The sequence below is a fragment of the Sanguibacter sp. Z41_6 genome (assembly GCF_059621145.1).
This window is the reverse complement of record NZ_JCAQIF010000003.1, coordinates 177,799-192,972: the sequence shown is the minus strand read 5'-3', so window position 1 is coordinate 192,972 and position 15,174 is coordinate 177,799. Positions and strand designations below refer to the sequence as shown.

Genomic DNA, 15,174 nt, shown 5'->3' with positions numbered 1-15,174 from the left:
TCGGACGTGCGACGGCGTCGACGGCGCCGCGGGGCGGCGGGGGACGTATGAGCGAGTTCTGGGTGGACGAGGCGGGCCTCGACAGCTTGGCGGATTCCGTGGCTGCCTCCCGGGAGAGGGTCCGTACGGCGGCACTGTCCCACCGTGCTGCCGCGGGGGCTGACCTGGGCACGGCCTCGGGTCGCCACGATGCGGCGGTCGAGCGCTGGCAGGGTGGCCTGGCCACCGCCGCAGGCGCGCTGGCGGAGATCTCGCAGAAGATCGATGCCTGCGCGGCCGCCTACCGTGCGGGCGACGACGACCAGGCCGTCGTCTTCACGGGGGTCCGGCCGTGACGCAGGTCCCGGTCCTGTCCGCGCTCGACTGGAGGGCGCGCATCCGTGACCTGTGGGCGTTCGCGGATGACGTCCGGTCGCTCGGCTTCTCGTTCGACCCCCGCGACATCCTCGACAATCTCTCGGCACTGTGGGATCTCGTCAACCGTGGTTGGGACCTCATGACCGAGGTGCCCCCGGGGGACCCGGCCGCAGCGGATGCCGCCGCCACGACCTGGGTGGAGCTCCGCGCGGCGCTCGACGCCGTCGCCGACTGGCTGACCACCCAGCGCTCGCACGTCCCCCAGGTCTGGACCGGAGAAGCGGCGCAAGCCTGCACGGACTCCGTCCAGGTTCTCGGTGGCCTCGTCGACGAGGCAGCAGAGCTCGCGGGACAGGCGGCACGGGCGCTGACCGTGTACTCCGAGGAGCTCACCACGGCGCGTGCCCGGCACGCCGAGGTCGCTGACCACCTCCGGTCGGCCGGGTCCCGGATCCGGCCCTGTGCACCGTGGGACGTCCCTGACATGATCCGCGGACTCGTCGGGGACGTGGGTGACGCGATCCGCGCCGCAGTCGACGCGTACTCCGGGGCGCTCGACGCTGCGCAGGCGTGCGATCGCACCTTCGACACCGTCATCGACAGGATGCCGTTCCCGGACGGCGTGGTCGGTCTCAGCGCCGTCGACGTCATCAACCTCGCCGGGCCATCGGGACTCGAGACACGGCCCCTCGTCGGAGACACGGCTCGCCGCGCGCAGGAGGCGTACGACGCCCTGCCGGCTGGCGCGCGGACGGTCGTCGACGGGGTCCTGGCCGGCGCCCCAGGTCCGGAGCACCGGGCATGGATCCTCGCGGCGCTCGCGGGCGGTGCGGACCCGGCCACGCTCGTACGCTTCGCCGACCGGATCGGGGAGAGGGATCCGGAGGCGCTCGCCGCGGTGCTCGACCCGACGTCGAGCCTGGTGTCGAGGCAGCGGACGGCGGACGGCGTGCCCGTGCTGCAGCAAGCCACCGACACGACCTGCGGCTCGGCGTCCCTCATCGTCGCTCGCATGCTCGCCGACCCGGTCTACGCGTTGCACCTGCTGGATGGTTACGACGCGACGACCGGGACGACGGACCCGGCCGGATCGACCTCCGCGGGCATCGCTGAACGGTTCGCCGAGGAGGAGACGAGGGTCCAGGCACGGACCAACTCCGCCGTCGACCGGTCGGCGGACGTCGTCGTCCCACCGTTCCTCGGCACGAAGCTGCCGTGGCCCACTGCGCTGGGCACACCGCCGTGGGGTGCGAGCGAGGAGATGAACAACGGCGCCGGGATCCCCGGGACGCCCTACCACGTCAGCATGGTCGACACCGACTCGCCCGACGACGCGCGGCAGACCTACGACGACGTTGCGCGTGCGGTGGACAGCGGTCGTCCGGTGCCGCTGTACACCGGCTCCGACAGTGCACCGCGTCATGTCGTGCTCGCCGTGGGGCGCACGCCGGACGGCGCTCTCGAGCTCTTCAACCCGGCGACGGGCACCGTCGAGACGGTGAGCGCGGACGGGTTCGTCGCCGGCGGTGACGAGCTCGACGATGCTGGGTCGTGGCCGCGGGTCTGGGCGGCGGTCGTCCCGTGACGCGGGGGACGTCCGCGCGGGGCCGGGCGCTCGTGGCCGCGGCGCCCATGGTGCTCCTGCTCGCGGGGTGCTTCTCCGCGGCGGAGCCGCCGACCGACCTCGACGACGCGCGTCTCGGCTCGCTCCGGGCGACACTCTGGTTCACCCCCGTCGCTACGACGTCGGGGGGGCCGGCCGTGGGACCGTACCAGCCCTACGAGCGACCGGGCGCCATCCTCGAGGAGTCGCGCGCACGGACGGTCGCGGCCGCGGCTGCCGAGGAGCTCGCGGCCGCGCGGTCGGCGGGCTGGACGCCGGTCTTCGGCATCTGCCCCGGTGCGCCGGACGAGCAGGGACAGGCCGGTGGCACGAACGGCCGCGCCTCCGCCCTCCAGCTGCACCTTGTGCGTGAGCTGGACGACGCTCCGGCGTTCGCACGTGTCACGGTGCTCCCGAGCGGACCTGACACGCACCTCGTCGGAGCGGCGTCGTCCGTCGACGTCACCGTCGCCGCGTACACGCTCTACCACCTCGACGAGGCGCCTCCCGCACACAGCCCCGCCGTGGACGTCGACGAGCTCCCGTGCCTGGGTGGGGACGGACCGGAGGTTCTGGGCACTCCGGTCCCCCTCACCGAGGAGGGGATCCTCGACGAGGCGGACAAGGCGAGGGAAGACAGGGAGCGGGAGGCGCGGACCGAGGTCGGATGAGGCATCCCGTGGGACCGGGTCGCTCCCCGAGCGGTCCGCGCCCGAGCGTCTAGGGTTGGTCCATGGATCTGACCATCGGCTATGCCGCCATGCTCGAGCAGTTTCACCCGACCGACATCGTCGCCCTCTCCGAGTACGCAGAGACGCAGGGGTTCAGCGGCGTCATGGCGGCGGACCACTTCCAGCCCTGGGTGCCCCAGCAGGGGCAGAGCGCGTTCGTGTGGAACGTCCTGTCCGCGCTGGGGGAGCGCACGCGGGGGGACATCGGCCCTGGGGTGACGGCTCCGACCTTCCGGTGGCACCCCGCGATGGTCGCGCAGGCGTCCGCGACGCTCGCCGCGATGTACCCCGGCCGGCACTGGCTCGGCCTCGGGTCCGGCGAGGCGCTCAACGAGCACATCATCGGCCAGTACTGGCCCGAGGCGCCCGAGCGGATCAACCGCATGTTCGAGGCGATCGACATCATCAAGAAGCTCTTCACGGCGTCGCTGGCGGGCAAGGACGTCAAGCACACGGGGCCGTTCTACAAGATGGAGTCGACGCGACTGTGGACGATGCCGGAGGTGGCGCCGGAGATCCTCGTCGCGACCGCCGGTCCGGTGACCGCCAAGCGCGCGGGCAAGCATGCGGACGGTCTCATCACCGTCGGCGCCCCGCTCGAGAAGATCTCCATGCTGTTCGGCAAGTTCGACGACGGCGTCCGCGAGTCCGGCCGTGACCCCGGGTCGATGCCCAAGGTTCTCCAGATCCACCTGTCGTGGGCCGAGACCGACGAGGAGGCCATGGTCAACGCCATGACCGAGTGGCCCAACGGCGGCATGAAGTTCCCGAAGGCCGACATCCGCTCGCCGTTCGAGTTCGAGCAGATCGCCAAGCTCGTGCGCCCCGAGGACTTCGAGGGGCGCATGGTCATCTCGTCCGACCCCGACGTGCACCGCGCGAACATCCAGAAGTACGTAGACCTCGGCTTCGACCGCATCTACCTGCACAACGTCGGCCGCAACCAGCGCGAGTGGATCGACGTCTTCGGGCGGGACGTGCTGCCGAAGCTCTCCCGGTGACTGGTCCCGTCACGTCGTCCGACGGCCCGGACGCGGGCTACCGCGTCTGGGCCCCGGACGGCATCGCCGAGGTCGTCGCGGGTGACGATCTCTCCGCTCTCGTCGCGGGGGCGTGTCCGGAGCTGGTCGACGGCGACGTCGTCGTCGTCACGAGCAAGATCGTCTCCAAGGCCGAGGGTCGCGTCGTCGCCGCGCAGGACCGCGAGGCCGCCATCACCGCGGAGACGGTGCGCGTCGTCGCGACCCGGGAGCGGCCGGACGGCCCGCCGCTGCGCATCGTCGAGAACCGGCTCGGACTCGTCATGGCTGCGGCGGGCGTGGATGCGTCGAACACTCCGGAGGGCACAGTGCTGCTCCTGCCCCTGGACCCGGACGCCTCGGCGCGGCGCCTGCGCGCCGGGCTGCGCGAGCGGCTCGGTGCCGAGGTCGCCGTCGTCATCACGGACACGGCCGGCCGGCCGTGGCGCGACGGCCTCACGGATCTCGCGATCGGCGTCGCGGGTCTGCGTCCGCTGGTCGACGACCGTGGCTCGGTAGACACGCATGGTCGGCCGCTCAGCGTGACGGTGACCGCGGTGGCCGACGAGATCGCGGCGGCAGCGGAGCTCGTCAAGGGCAAGACGTCCGGCCGACCTGTCGCGGTCGTCCGCGGCCTGGCGCACCTCACGACGCCCGACGACGGGCCCGGTGCACGTGTGCTCGTCCGGCTCGGCGCGGCCGACCTCTTCGCCGAGGGCTCGGCCGAGGCGTACGCGCGCGGTGTCGCGGACGGCCGCGCGGGAGCCTGAGGCCCGGTCGTCAGGGCCGCAGGAGCACCTTCGTGGCGCGCCGCTCGTCCATCGCGGCGTACGCCTGTGCCACCTCCGCGAGCGGGAGCTCGAGGTCGAACACCCGCCCCGGGTTGATGGCCCCCGAGAGCACCTCGGGCAGCAGCTCCTCGACGTACCCGCGGACGGGCGCCACGCCGCCGTTCACCCCGACGTTCGTGTTGAACAGCGTCCGGACGGGGAGCTCGGGGCCACCGTTCGGCACGCCGACGTACCCGACCATCCCGCCCGGCCGGGCCGAGCGGATCGCCTGGTCCATCGACTCGGCGGTGCCGACGCACTCGAGCACGCAGTCCGGCCCGATCCCGTCGAACATCTCCTTGATCCGCGCCACTCCCTCGTCGCCGCGCTCCGCGACGACGTCGGTCGCACCGAACTCGCGGGCGATGGCCTGCCGGTCGGCATGGCGCGACATGGCGACGATGCGCGAGGCGCCGAGACGCTTCGCGGCGAGCACGGCACACAGTCCGACGGCACCGTCGCCCACGACCACGACCGTGCTGCCCGTCGTCACGCCGGCCGAGAGGGCCGCGTGGTGCCCGGTGCCCATGACGTCGGCAAGCGTGAGGAGGCTCGGCACGAGCGCGTCGTCGGGCACCTCGGGCGTCGCGACGAGGGTGCCGTCCGCGAGCGGGACGCGGACCCGCTCGCCCTGCGCACCCTGCACCGGGTGACCGTCGCGGTCCGTCGAGCCCCACCACCCGCCCGTGAGGCACGACGTGCTCACGCCGTTACGGCAGTTGAGGCACGTGTTGTCGCAGAAGTAGAAGGGCGCGATGACGAAGTCGCCCACCCGCACCCGCGACACGTCGTCGCCCACCTGCTCGACGATGCCGACGAACTCGTGCCCGATGGCCCTGGGCTCGTCGGTGGGTGTCACGCCGCGGTAGGGCCACAGGTCCGATCCGCACACGCAGGCCGCCACGACACGCACGACCGCGTCTCCCGGCAGGACGAGACGGGGCTCCGCGACGTCGTCGAGTCGGATGTCGCCGGGACCGTGGATCACTGTTGCGCGCATGGTTGTCGAGTCTAGGGAGTGACCTGACCTGACGCTCGGCCGGAGACCCGAGCCGCCGTGCGTGGGTCAGCCCTTCGCGGACTTCGCTGCTCGCGCTGCGGCCTTCGCCGCCTGCTTGGTCGCGCGGACCTCGGCGAGGCTCGTCGGGTCCGTGACGTCGGCGATCGAGCGTCGGGCATCCTCGTCCCCGTATGGTCCCGCGGCCTCTCGCCAGCCAGCCGGCCGGACGCCGTACTGCTTCCCGAGCAGAGCGAGGAAGATGCGCGCCTTCTGGTCGCCGAAGCCGGGCAGCGCCTTGAGGCGCCGGAGCACCTCGGCGCCGTCGGGATCGCCGTCGGTCCACAGCCGGGTGACATCACCGTCGTACGTGTCGACGAGCGCCCGGGCGACACCCTGGATGCGACCCGCCATCGAGCCGGGGTAGCGGTGCACCGCGGGGGGTGTCGAGCAGAGCGAGGCGAACTCGTCCGGGTCTGCGTCGGCGACGGCGCGCACATCCAGACCTCCCATCCGCTGGGCGATCTTCGACGGCCCCGCGAAGGCGCTCTCCATCGTCACCTGCTGGTCGAGGAGCATCCCGACGAGCAGCGCGAACGGGTCGCTCGTGAGCAGGTGGTCGGCCTCCGGGTCGCCGGTGAGCCACAGGTCTGGGGTGCTCATCCCCACATCATCGCAGCGCCGTCCGACCTTCGCTCTGCACGCCCGGGCAGGGTCGGCGCACGAGAGACAGAGGTGGGTTCGTCGCCGCGACCCGCGTGCTCGTGGTCAGCCGGCGGACCACGCAGGCGACGGAGCCCGAACGCGACCCGGATGTGGTGTCGTAGGACCATGACGCACACCAACGACGACGCCGTGATCCGCCGCCTGCTCACCACGCCGGGCCGATGGGCGGTCGTCGGACTCTCTGACAACCGCGACCGTGTCGCCTATGGCATCGGCGCGTACCTCCAGAACCTCGGGATGGACATCGTCCCGGTGCACCCGAAGGCGCAGACGGTCCACGGCGCGACGGGCTACGCGCACCTCGCCGACGTCCCGGGGGAGATCGACGTCGTCGACGTGTTCGTCCGCTCCGAGCTCGCCGGAGACGTCGTCGACCAGGCGATCGCCGTCGGCGCGACGACCGTCTGGCTCCAGCTGGGCGTCATCGACGAGGCGGCGGCCGCCCGCGCGGCCGACGCCGGACTGGACGTCGTCATGGACACGTGCCCGGCCATCGAGGTGCCTCGGCTCGGTCTCGACACCTAGGGTCCGCGCTCCGGCGCGTCGGCGAGCAGGAACAGGCTCAGCGACCAGCGAACGTGAGGACGGGGCGACCGGTGGCGGGGTGCGTGAGGACCTGCGTGCGCACCCCGTAGACCCGATCGAGCACGTCCGGGACGAGCACGTCCGACACGGCACCGGCAGCGGCCACCGTGCCTCCGGACAGGAGGACGACGTGGTCGCACGAGCCTGCGGCGAGGTTGAGGTCGTGCAGGGCGGCGAGAACCGTCACACCGTCCGCCGCGAGCGAGGTCAGCAGGTCCATCGTCGCGAGCTGCGCCGCGATGTCGAGGTGGTTCGTCGGCTCGTCGAGCAGGAGGACACGGGGCTCCTGGGCGAGGGCGCGGGCGACGTGCACCCGTTGACGTTCACCACCGGACAACGTCGACAGGTCACGCCCGGCGAGCTCGGACGCGCCGACGCGGTCGAGTGCTGCCCGGGCGACCTCCCGGTCACGCTCGCTGTCGCCGGAGAGCAGCGACCGGTGCGGGATCCGACCGAGGAGGACGGCGTCGAGCACCGTGAGCGCCAGCTCCGTCCCAGCATCCTGCTCGACGAACGCGACGACCCGTGCGCGCTCGCGGCGGGGTGTCGACAGGAGGTCGTGCCCCGCGAGCGTCACCGCACCGGACTCCGGCGCCTCGACCCCGGCCACCAGCCGGAGCAGGCTCGACTTGCCGGAGCCGTTCGGCCCGAGGAGCCCCGTGACGGCACCGGCAGGAGCGGTGCAGTCGACCCCGTCGATGATGAGGCGCCCCTCCACGGACCAGGACACCCGGGACGCAGTGAGCGCCCCGGAGCGGCTCGCCGGCCTGTCCGTGCCCGTGGCGACGGTGGCCCGGGGTGCCGGGCGCCCCCTCACAGGGACCGCCGGCTGCGCCACAGCACGAGTGCGAACACCGGCGCCCCGATGGCGGCGGTGACGATCCCGACAGGCAGCTCCCGTGGCGCGAAGACCGTGCGGGCCGCGGTGTCCGCCCACACGAGGAAGGTCGCGCCGCACAGTCCGGACAGGGGCAGGAGCAGTCGGTGCCGGGCACCTGTGACGAGGCGGACGGCGTGCGGGAGGATGAGGCCGACGAACCCGATCGATCCCGAGACGGACACGAGCGCTCCGGTGAGGAGCGCGACCCCGACGAGCAGCGCCCACCGCGTGCGGTTGACGGACAGGCCGAGCGTCGCGGCCGCCGTGTCTCCGAACGTGAACGCGTCGAGCACGGAGCCGGTCGATGCGAGGAGCGTGCCGACGACGAGGACGGCACCGGCTGCGATGGCGACCGAGGTCCACGTCGCCCCGGCGACCGAACCCATGAGCCACGAGAGGATCTCGCGGTAGGAGTCGCCCGTCGCCGACCAGAAGATGACGAACGACGTCCCTGCGGCGCACAGCTGGCTCACGGCCAGCCCGGCGAGGATCGTCCGCGTCGCGGTGATCCGGCCGAGCGCTCCCGCGAGCGCGAGGGCCACCACGAGGGCGAGCACTGCTCCCGTGAACGCGGCGACGGGCAGCAGGACCGTGACCCCGAGGACGAGGACGAGGACGGCGCCGAGGGACGCCCCGGAGGACAGTCCCAGGAGGTAGGGGTCGGCGAGCGGGTTCCGGGTGAGGGACTGCATGACGACCCCGCAGATGGCGAGGCCCGCGCCCACGGCGGCCGCGGTGAGGACCCGGGGGAGGCGCAGCTGCCAGACGGTCCCGTCCTGGAGGAGGGGGACGTCGCTGAGGCCCAGCAGGTCCCCGAGCCCGACGTGCGTGAGGATCGACCGCCACACGTCAGGGACGCTGATGTCGGCGGGTCCCACGGTCACGGCCAGGAGCACGGTCGCGACGAGCGCGAGCGTGGCGCTCGCGAGCCACGCCGCTGGCGGGATCCGCGACGCCCCGCCGGCGCTCCCCACCGGTCCACCGGGACGCCGTGACCCCGAGGGCGCGCCGCCGTCCGGGCGGGTGGCCCGGTCGACGGCGGGCGTCTGGGTGGCAGTCACGCGCGCGTCACTCCGTGTCGATCGCTGCGAGCTGGGCTGTGAGGTCCACGACGGCCGAGACGCTCCGGACGCCGGCCTCGGTCGCGGCGAAGGGCACGACGAGGTAACGCTCCTCGCGGACGGCCGTGAGGTTGGCCGTCGCCGGGTTGGACTCCAGGACGCCGATCTTCTTCTCTGCGGAGTTCCACGCGGAGTCGACGAGGACGAGCACGTCGGGGTCGGCGGCGATGGCCTCCTCCCACGAGTACGGGCCCCACGTGTCCTCGATGCCCGCGGCGGCGTTCTCCAGGCCGACAGCGTCCATGATCATCGCGGGGGCGCCGATGCCACCGCCGACGTACGGGATGTCCGAGCCGGACGAGTACCACAGCGCGGTCAGCCCGCGGTCGTCCTGCACGACGCCGTCGAGTTCGACGCGCTGCTCGGCGACGAGCTCGGCGGCGGCCTGGGTGGCGTCGAACATCTGCCCGACCTCGGTGATCTCGGCGAAGACGTCGTCGAACGTCAGGGGCGCGGGCTGGTAGGCAGGGTCCTTGCACGCCGAGGGCGAGACGTACGTGGCGACGCCGAGCGACTGCAGGGTGGCCCGGTCTCCGGCGCCCTCGGTGGTGAGGTTGGACTCCCATCCCGCGTACACGAGGTCGGGCTCCGTCTCGAGGACCGCCTCTGCGCCGGGCACCTTGTCGGAGAGGGGCGTGGCGATCGCCGGGTTGTCCGCCGCAGCGTCGGCCAGCCAGTCGGCGACGGGTCCGTCGGGGTAGGCGGTGGCGACGATCCGGTCGCCGAGCCCGAGCGCGAGGAGCGTCTCTGTGGTGCTCGACTTGATCGTCACGACCCGCTCCGGCGGTGCGTCGACGGTGGTGTCGACCCCGCAGTTGTCGAGCGTGAGCGGGAAGGTCGTGGAGCCGCCCGCTGGAGCGGGCTCCGACGGGGTCGCAGCCGACTCGTCGCCCGCGCAGGACGAGAGCGTGAGGGTCATGGCGAGGGCTGTGGCGAGAGCCGCGCCGCGGGCGGCGCGCGCCCGCGGGGGTCGTACAGGGGTCACGGAGATCTCCGGTGGTCGGGGAGCGACGACGTGGGGCGCGGCAGCTGCGCGCGGAGATCAGCGGCTCAAGCAGGAGTCGCGCACCGGACCAGATCGGGGTTCGGGATCACCGTGGAGTCTACCTGCGTGCGCTCATGCACGCCGATGTCGACGGATCGTGGTGCGGGCGTGGCAGAGGGAGTCCTCGTCGTGGATACCGAGGACGGGCTCGCTGCTCGGGCGCGTCCGGTCCGTGCCGGTTAGTGTACAAAATACGCTTTTGGGGACTCCGGCAGGAGGCGGACATGGCAGCGTCGCCCGACCATCCGAGCGCGCGCTCCTCCGAGGTTGCTCGGGGCGGCGACGGTGCGAGCAGGAGCCCGACGCTCATGCTCGTCATGGCCACCCTCGGGTTCCTCGTGAACTTCTGGGCGTGGTCGCTCATCAGCCCTCTCGCCTCGACCTACGAGGACCAGATGGACCTCAGGCCGGTGCAGGTCTCGATCGCCGTGGCCGTGCCGGTCATCGTCGGGTCGCTCGGACGGATCCCCGTAGGGGCGCTCACCGACAGGTACGGCGCCCGGCGCATGTTCCCGGTGGTGAGCCTGTGCACGATGGTGCCCGTCCTCTTCGTCGGGCTCGTCGCGGAGAGCTACCCCATGCTCCTGCTCGGCGGGTTCTTCCTCGGGCTCGGTGGCACGAGCTTCGCGATCGGCGTCCCGTTCGTCAACAAGTGGTTCGCCCCCGAGCGCCGGGGCACCGCACTCGGACTGTTCGGCATGGGCACCGCCGGTACCGCGGTCGCCGCGTTCACGACCGTGTCCCTCGCGGACACCCTGGGGAGCGCCGCCCCGTTCGTGCTCGTGGCCGTGCTCCTCGTCGCGTACGCCGTCGCGGCGTGGGTGCTCCTGCGGGACGCCACCCCGCCGCGGCCACCCGAGGGGTCGTTCCTGCGCGCGACGGTGCGTACGGCGCGGATGCCCGCAACCGTCCAGCTGTCCCTCATCTACGCGCTCGGGTTCGGAGGGTTCGTGGCGTTCAGCGTCTACCTGCCCACCTACCTCACGACGGACTACGGGCTCACCCGCTCCGACGCAGCGTTCCGCACCGCCGGGTTCATCATCCTGGCCGTGATCGCCCGACCGGTCGGTGGGTGGTTGTCAGACCGGTGGAACCCCGTTCCCGTGCTCGTTGTCTGCTGCTCCCTCGCGGCGGCCCTCTCGCTCCTCGCAGCACTGCGTCTGGAGCTCCTGCCGGCCGGTTCCGTCGCGTTCCTCGGGCTGGCCGCCGTCCTGGGCGCTACGTCCGGAGCGTGCTTCGCCCTCGTCGCGAAGGTCGTGCCTCCCGACTCGGTCGGGTCCGTCACGGGGCTCGTCGGCGCGGCGGGGGGTCTCGGGGGGTTCTTCCCGCCGCTCGTCATGGGAGCGATCTACGAGGCCACGGGCGCGTACACGGTCGGGTTCATCCTGCTCGCCCTCACCGCGGTCGCCGTCACGGCGCTCACCCTGGGACCCGTCCGGCGGGCGACCCGGGGGGAGGCGCGACCACCGGCTGGCTGACCTGGACGAGCTCGAGCACGGCACGACCACCACGTGCGCCGCGGGACGGCGGAGAGGAACAGATCCGGATGACGACCGAGAAGACCGAGGGGCCCGGACGCGCCGGGCTCGGGGACGCGCTCACGGACGCACTGCTGCGGACCCGGCGGTTCCTGCAGCCGCAGGAGGTGTCCCAGGACCTGCGGACGCTCCACGAGATCGGGGGTCGCGACGGGGATAGCTTCTACCGGGACCGGTGGAGCCACGACAAGGTCGTGCGCTCCACGCACGGCGTCAACTGCACGGGGTCGTGCTCGTGGAAGGTGTACGTCAAGGACGGGATCATCACGTGGGAGTCCCAGCAGACCGACTACCCGAGCGTGGGGCCGGACCGCCCCGAGTACGAGCCCCGGGGCTGCCCACGCGGGGCCGCGTTCTCCTGGTACACGTACTCGCCTACGCGGGTGCGGTACCCGTACGTGCGCGGTGCCCTGCTCGAGATGTACCGCGAGGCGAGGGCGCGCCTCACGGACCCCGTCCTCGCCTGGGGCGACGTCGTCGAGGACCCGGTGCGCTCGCGACGGTACAAGGCGGTGCGCGGGAAGGGGGGCCTCGTCCGGGCGACGTGGGACGAGGCAGTCGAGATGGCCGCCGCCGCACACGTGTACAGCATCAAGACGTACGGTCCCGACCGCCTGGCCGGGTTCTCGCCGATCCCGGCGATGTCGATGGTCTCCCACGCGGCCGGCTCGCGGTTCTACTCCCTCATCGGGGCACCGATGCTCTCCTTCTACGACTGGTACGCCGATCTTCCGGTCGCGTCCCCCCAGGTGTTCGGGGACCAGACCGACGTCCCCGAGTCCGGGGACTGGTGGGACGCCGGCTACCTCATCATGTGGGGCTCGAACCTCCCCGTGACGAGGACACCGGACGCGCACTGGATGGCCGAGGCCCGGTACCGGGGCCAGAAGGTCGTGGCGGTGTCCCCGGACTACGCGGACAACGTGAAGTTCGCCGACGAGTGGCTCGCGGCCCAGCCCGGCACGGACGGCGCCCTCGCGATGGCCATGGGGCACGTCACGCTCCGGGAGTTCTTCGTGGACCGGCAGGTCCCGTACTTCACCGACTACGTCAAGCGCTACACGGACCTGCCGTTCCTCGTGCGCCTCGTCGAGCGGGCGGGCGCGTACGTCCCCGACAAGTTCCTCACAGCCTCCGACCTCGGCGAGACGGACGCGAACGCGGAGTTCAAGACGGTCCTGCTCGACGCCACCACGGGCTCGCCCGTGGTGCCGGGTGGTTCGCTGGGGTTCCGCTTCGCCGAGGAGGGCGCCGGGCGCTGGAACCTCGACCTGGGGGACGTCGACCCGGTCCTCACCCTCTACGCGGCGGCCACGGACGACGCGGGGACGGTCGCGGTCGACCTGCCCCGGTTCGACGCGCCGGACGGGCACGGCGAGCTCGCGCACCGCGGGGTCCCGGTGCGGCGGGTCGGGGGACACCTCGTGACCACCGTGTTCGACCTCCTGCTCGCCCAGTACAGCGTGGGGCGCCCCGGGCTGCCCGGGCAGTGGCCCACGGGTTACGACGACCCGAGCCAGCCCGGCACCCCCGCGTGGCAGGAGACGATCACCGGCGTCCCCGCGGGGAAGGCCGAGCGCATCGGGCGCGAGTTCGCGACGAACGCGGAGGAGTCCCGCGGACGCTCGATGATCATCATGGGCGCCGGCACCAACCACTGGTTCCACTCCGACACGATCTACCGGACGTTCCTCACGCTCACGACCCTCACGGGGTGCCAGGGCGTCAACGGCGGCGGGTGGGCGCACTACGTGGGCCAGGAGAAGGTGCGGCCGATCACGGGGTACGCGCAGCTCGCGAACGCGCTCGACTGGGTGCGGCCGCCACGCCAGATGATCCAGACCGCCTACTGGTACCTGCACACGGACCAGTACCGCTACGACGCGTTCAGCGCAGACACGGTGGCATCCGCGGCGGGCACGGGGGCATTCGCCGGACGGAGCACAGCCGACGTGCTCGCCCAGTCCGCGCGACTCGGCTGGATGCCGTCCTACCCGACCTTCGACCGCAGCTCGCTCGATCTCGCCGACGACGCGGCGGAGGCAGGGCTGCCGGTCACCGAGTACGTCCCCCGCGAGCTCGCGGCGGGCAGGTTGCGGTTCGCCTGCGAGGACCCGGACGCGCCCGAGAACTTCCCGCGGGTGCTCACGGTCTGGCGGGCCAACCTCCTGGGGAGCTCCGGCAAGGGTGGTGAGTACTTCCTCAAGCACCTCCTGGGGACCGACGCCTCCGTCCGGGCGACCGAGGCACCGCCGCAGGCGCGTCCCCGCGACGTCGTCTGGCGAGACGAGGCCCCGAAGGGCAAGCTCGACCTCCTGCTCTCGCTCGACTTCCGGATGACGAGCACGACGCTCTTCTCGGACATCGTCCTCCCAGCGGCGACGTGGTACGAGAAGCACGACCTCAGCTCGACGGACATGCACCCCTTCATCAACTCCTTCTCGCCGGCCATCGCCCCGCCCTGGCAGAGCAGGACGGACTTCGACGCCTTCGCCGCGCTGGCCCAGCGGTTCAGCGAGCTGTCCGTCGAGCACCTGGGTGTCCGCCAGGACGTCGTCGCGTCACCTCTCGCGCACGACACACCGGACGAGCTCGCGACGCCCCACGGGCGGGTCCGGGACTGGGCCGCGGGCGACTGCGACCCCGTCCCCGGCGTGACGATGCCGAAGCTCACGGTGGTCGAGCGCGACTACCCGGCGGTCGCGCAGAAGATGGCCGCGCTGGGCCCGCTCGTCGACACCCTCGGCGAGACGACGAAGGGCGTGACGTTCCGCGTGGGCGAGGAGGTCGACTACCTGCGGCGGAAGAACGGGACCGTGCGCACCGGCGTCGGCGCGGGGCGACCGTCCCTGGCCCGGGACACGGACATGTGCGAGGCGATCCTCGCCCTGTCCGGGACCACCAACGGTCGGCTCGCCGTCCAGGGCTTCCGCACGCTCGAGGAACGGACGGGCATGCGGCTCGCCGACCTCGCTGCCGAGCACGAGGGGAAGCAGGTCACCTTCCGCGACACCCAGGTCGCTCCGGTGCCCGTGATCACCTCGCCGGAGTGGTCCGGGAGCGAGGCCGGCGGACGCCGGTACTCGCCGTTCACGATCAACGTCGAGCGCCTCAAGCCCTGGCACACCCTCACCGGCCGTCAGCAGTTCTTCATCGACCACGACTGGATGTCGGAGGTGGGGGAGAACCTCCCGGTGTTCCGCCCGCCGCTCAACATGCCGGCGCTCTTCGGGGAACCCGAGATCGGGAGCACAGGCGAGCTCGGCCTCACCGTCCGGTACCTGACCCCCCACAACAAGTGGTCGATCCACTCCGAGTACCAGGACAACCTCCTCATGCTCAGCCTCTCCCGGGGAGGCCCGGCCATCTGGGTGAGCAGCCGGGACGCGGCCAAGGTCGGCATCAAGGACAACGACTGGATCGAGGCCGTCAACCGCAACGGTGTGGTCGTCGCGCGAGCGATCGTCTCCCACCGGATGCCGGAGGGAACGGTGTACATGTACCACGCGCAGGACCGCCTCATCGACGTCCCGCTGACCGAGACCACAGGCAGGCGTGGTGGCATGCACAACTCCCTCACCCGGCTGCTCATCAAGCCCAGCCATCTCATCGGCGGCTACGCGCAGCTCTCGTACGCCTTCAACTACATCGGCCCCACCGGCAACCAGCGTGACGAGGTCACGATGATCCGCCGACGGTCCCAGGAGGTCCGGTACTGATGCGCAGCCGCACGGGAACGACA

At 72.1% G+C, this 15,174-nt stretch carries 13 protein-coding genes; 8 read left to right on the top strand and 5 right to left on the bottom strand.

From position 1 onward, the window contains the following. Positions 1-47: 47 nt before the first annotated feature. The 5 genes from AC54T1_RS08480 (at position 48) to AC54T1_RS08460 (ending at position 4,480) form a co-directional block, all read left to right on the top strand. On the top strand, positions 48-335 hold the full coding sequence (locus AC54T1_RS08480) for a hypothetical protein (protein WP_484345221.1): 288 nt from the start codon (positions 48-50) through the stop codon (positions 333-335). Continuing rightward, positions 332-1,942, top strand: a complete 1,611-nt coding sequence (locus AC54T1_RS08475; protein WP_496911665.1) for a WXG100-like domain-containing protein — start codon at positions 332-334, stop codon at positions 1,940-1,942. Before AC54T1_RS08480 ends, AC54T1_RS08475 begins: the two co-directional genes overlap by 4 nt. After that, complete coding sequence (locus AC54T1_RS08470) at positions 1,909-2,631, top strand: hypothetical protein (RefSeq protein WP_496911664.1); 723 nt, start codon at positions 1,909-1,911, stop codon at positions 2,629-2,631. Before AC54T1_RS08475 ends, AC54T1_RS08470 begins: the two co-directional genes overlap by 34 nt. Before the next feature lie 62 nt (positions 2,632-2,693). Then, positions 2,694-3,692, top strand: coding sequence for a TIGR03557 family F420-dependent LLM class oxidoreductase (locus AC54T1_RS08465; RefSeq protein ID WP_484345224.1), 999 nt, complete (start codon positions 2,694-2,696; stop codon positions 3,690-3,692). Then, positions 3,689-4,480 carry a coenzyme F420-0:L-glutamate ligase gene (locus AC54T1_RS08460; RefSeq protein WP_496911663.1) on the top strand — a complete coding sequence of 264 codons (792 nt, stop codon included), beginning with the start codon at positions 3,689-3,691 and terminating at the stop codon, positions 4,478-4,480. The genes AC54T1_RS08465 and AC54T1_RS08460 overlap by 4 nt, the downstream gene beginning before the upstream one ends. Positions 4,481-4,490: 10 nt before the next feature. On the opposite strand, the gene AC54T1_RS08455 is transcribed toward AC54T1_RS08460, so the two are convergent. Together AC54T1_RS08455 and AC54T1_RS08450 are read right to left on the bottom strand one after the other, a co-directional pair. After that, positions 4,491-5,540 (bottom strand): zinc-dependent alcohol dehydrogenase family protein, encoded by a 1,050-nt coding sequence (locus AC54T1_RS08455; protein WP_496911662.1) that lies wholly within the window; start codon positions 5,538-5,540, stop codon positions 4,491-4,493. A gap of 66 nt (positions 5,541-5,606) precedes the next feature. After that, the gene (locus AC54T1_RS08450; protein WP_496911661.1) at positions 5,607-6,200 is read right to left on the bottom strand and encodes an HhH-GPD-type base excision DNA repair protein; all 594 of its coding nucleotides are present in this window, start codon (positions 6,198-6,200) and stop codon (positions 5,607-5,609) included. A gap of 168 nt (positions 6,201-6,368) precedes the next feature. Between AC54T1_RS08450 and AC54T1_RS08445 the strand changes: the two genes are divergently transcribed. Beyond that, a complete protein-coding gene (locus AC54T1_RS08445; RefSeq protein WP_484345230.1) occupies positions 6,369-6,788 on the top strand; it encodes a CoA-binding protein in 420 nt (139 codons plus the stop codon). Positions 6,789-6,825: 37 nt separating this feature from the next. Here the strand turns inward: AC54T1_RS08445 and AC54T1_RS08440 are convergent, their stop codons facing one another. The 3 genes from AC54T1_RS08440 to AC54T1_RS08430 are packed head-to-tail and all read right to left on the bottom strand — an operon-like array spanning position 6,826 to position 9,768. Next, positions 6,826-7,665: a putative F420-0 ABC transporter ATP-binding protein gene (locus tag AC54T1_RS08440; RefSeq protein ID WP_496911660.1), complete on the bottom strand. Its 840-nt coding sequence runs from the start codon at positions 7,663-7,665 to the stop codon at positions 6,826-6,828. Next, positions 7,662-8,789: a putative F420-0 ABC transporter permease subunit gene (locus AC54T1_RS08435; protein ID WP_496911659.1), complete on the bottom strand. Its 1,128-nt coding sequence runs from the start codon at positions 8,787-8,789 to the stop codon at positions 7,662-7,664. The genes AC54T1_RS08440 and AC54T1_RS08435 overlap by 4 nt, the downstream gene beginning before the upstream one ends. Positions 8,790-8,796: 7 nt before the next feature. After that, the gene (locus AC54T1_RS08430) at positions 8,797-9,768 is read right to left on the bottom strand and encodes a putative F420-0 ABC transporter substrate-binding protein (protein ID WP_496911860.1); all 972 of its coding nucleotides are present in this window, start codon (positions 9,766-9,768) and stop codon (positions 8,797-8,799) included. Between the two features lie 350 nt (positions 9,769-10,118). Here AC54T1_RS08430 and AC54T1_RS08425 point away from each other — a divergent pair, with 350 nt between their 5' ends. Together AC54T1_RS08425 and AC54T1_RS08420 are read left to right on the top strand one after the other, a co-directional pair. After that, positions 10,119-11,372, top strand: a complete 1,254-nt coding sequence (locus AC54T1_RS08425) for an MFS transporter (RefSeq protein WP_496911658.1) — start codon at positions 10,119-10,121, stop codon at positions 11,370-11,372. 68 nt (positions 11,373-11,440) lie between these two features. Then, positions 11,441-15,151, top strand: a complete 3,711-nt coding sequence (locus AC54T1_RS08420) for a nitrate reductase subunit alpha (RefSeq protein ID WP_496911657.1) — start codon at positions 11,441-11,443, stop codon at positions 15,149-15,151. The last annotated feature ends 23 nt before the right edge of the window (positions 15,152-15,174 follow it).

Coding starts and splice junctions, on each gene's coding strand:
- AC54T1_RS08480 (WP_484345221.1), top strand. CDS start 48: ATGAGCGAGTTCTGGGTGGACGAGGCGGGCCTCGACAGCTTGGCGGAT.
- AC54T1_RS08465 (WP_484345224.1), top strand. CDS start 2,694: ATGGATCTGACCATCGGCTATGCCGCCATGCTCGAGCAGTTTCACCCG.
- AC54T1_RS08455 (WP_496911662.1), bottom strand. CDS start 5,540: ATGCGCGCAACAGTGATCCACGGTCCCGGCGACATCCGACTCGACGAC.
- AC54T1_RS08450 (WP_496911661.1), bottom strand. CDS start 6,200: ATGAGCACCCCAGACCTGTGGCTCACCGGCGACCCGGAGGCCGACCAC.
- AC54T1_RS08445 (WP_484345230.1), top strand. CDS start 6,369: ATGACGCACACCAACGACGACGCCGTGATCCGCCGCCTGCTCACCACG.
- AC54T1_RS08430 (WP_496911860.1), bottom strand. CDS start 9,768: ATGACCCTCACGCTCTCGTCCTGCGCGGGCGACGAGTCGGCTGCGACC.
- AC54T1_RS08425 (WP_496911658.1), top strand. CDS start 10,119: ATGGCAGCGTCGCCCGACCATCCGAGCGCGCGCTCCTCCGAGGTTGCT.
- AC54T1_RS08420 (WP_496911657.1), top strand. CDS start 11,441: ATGACGACCGAGAAGACCGAGGGGCCCGGACGCGCCGGGCTCGGGGAC.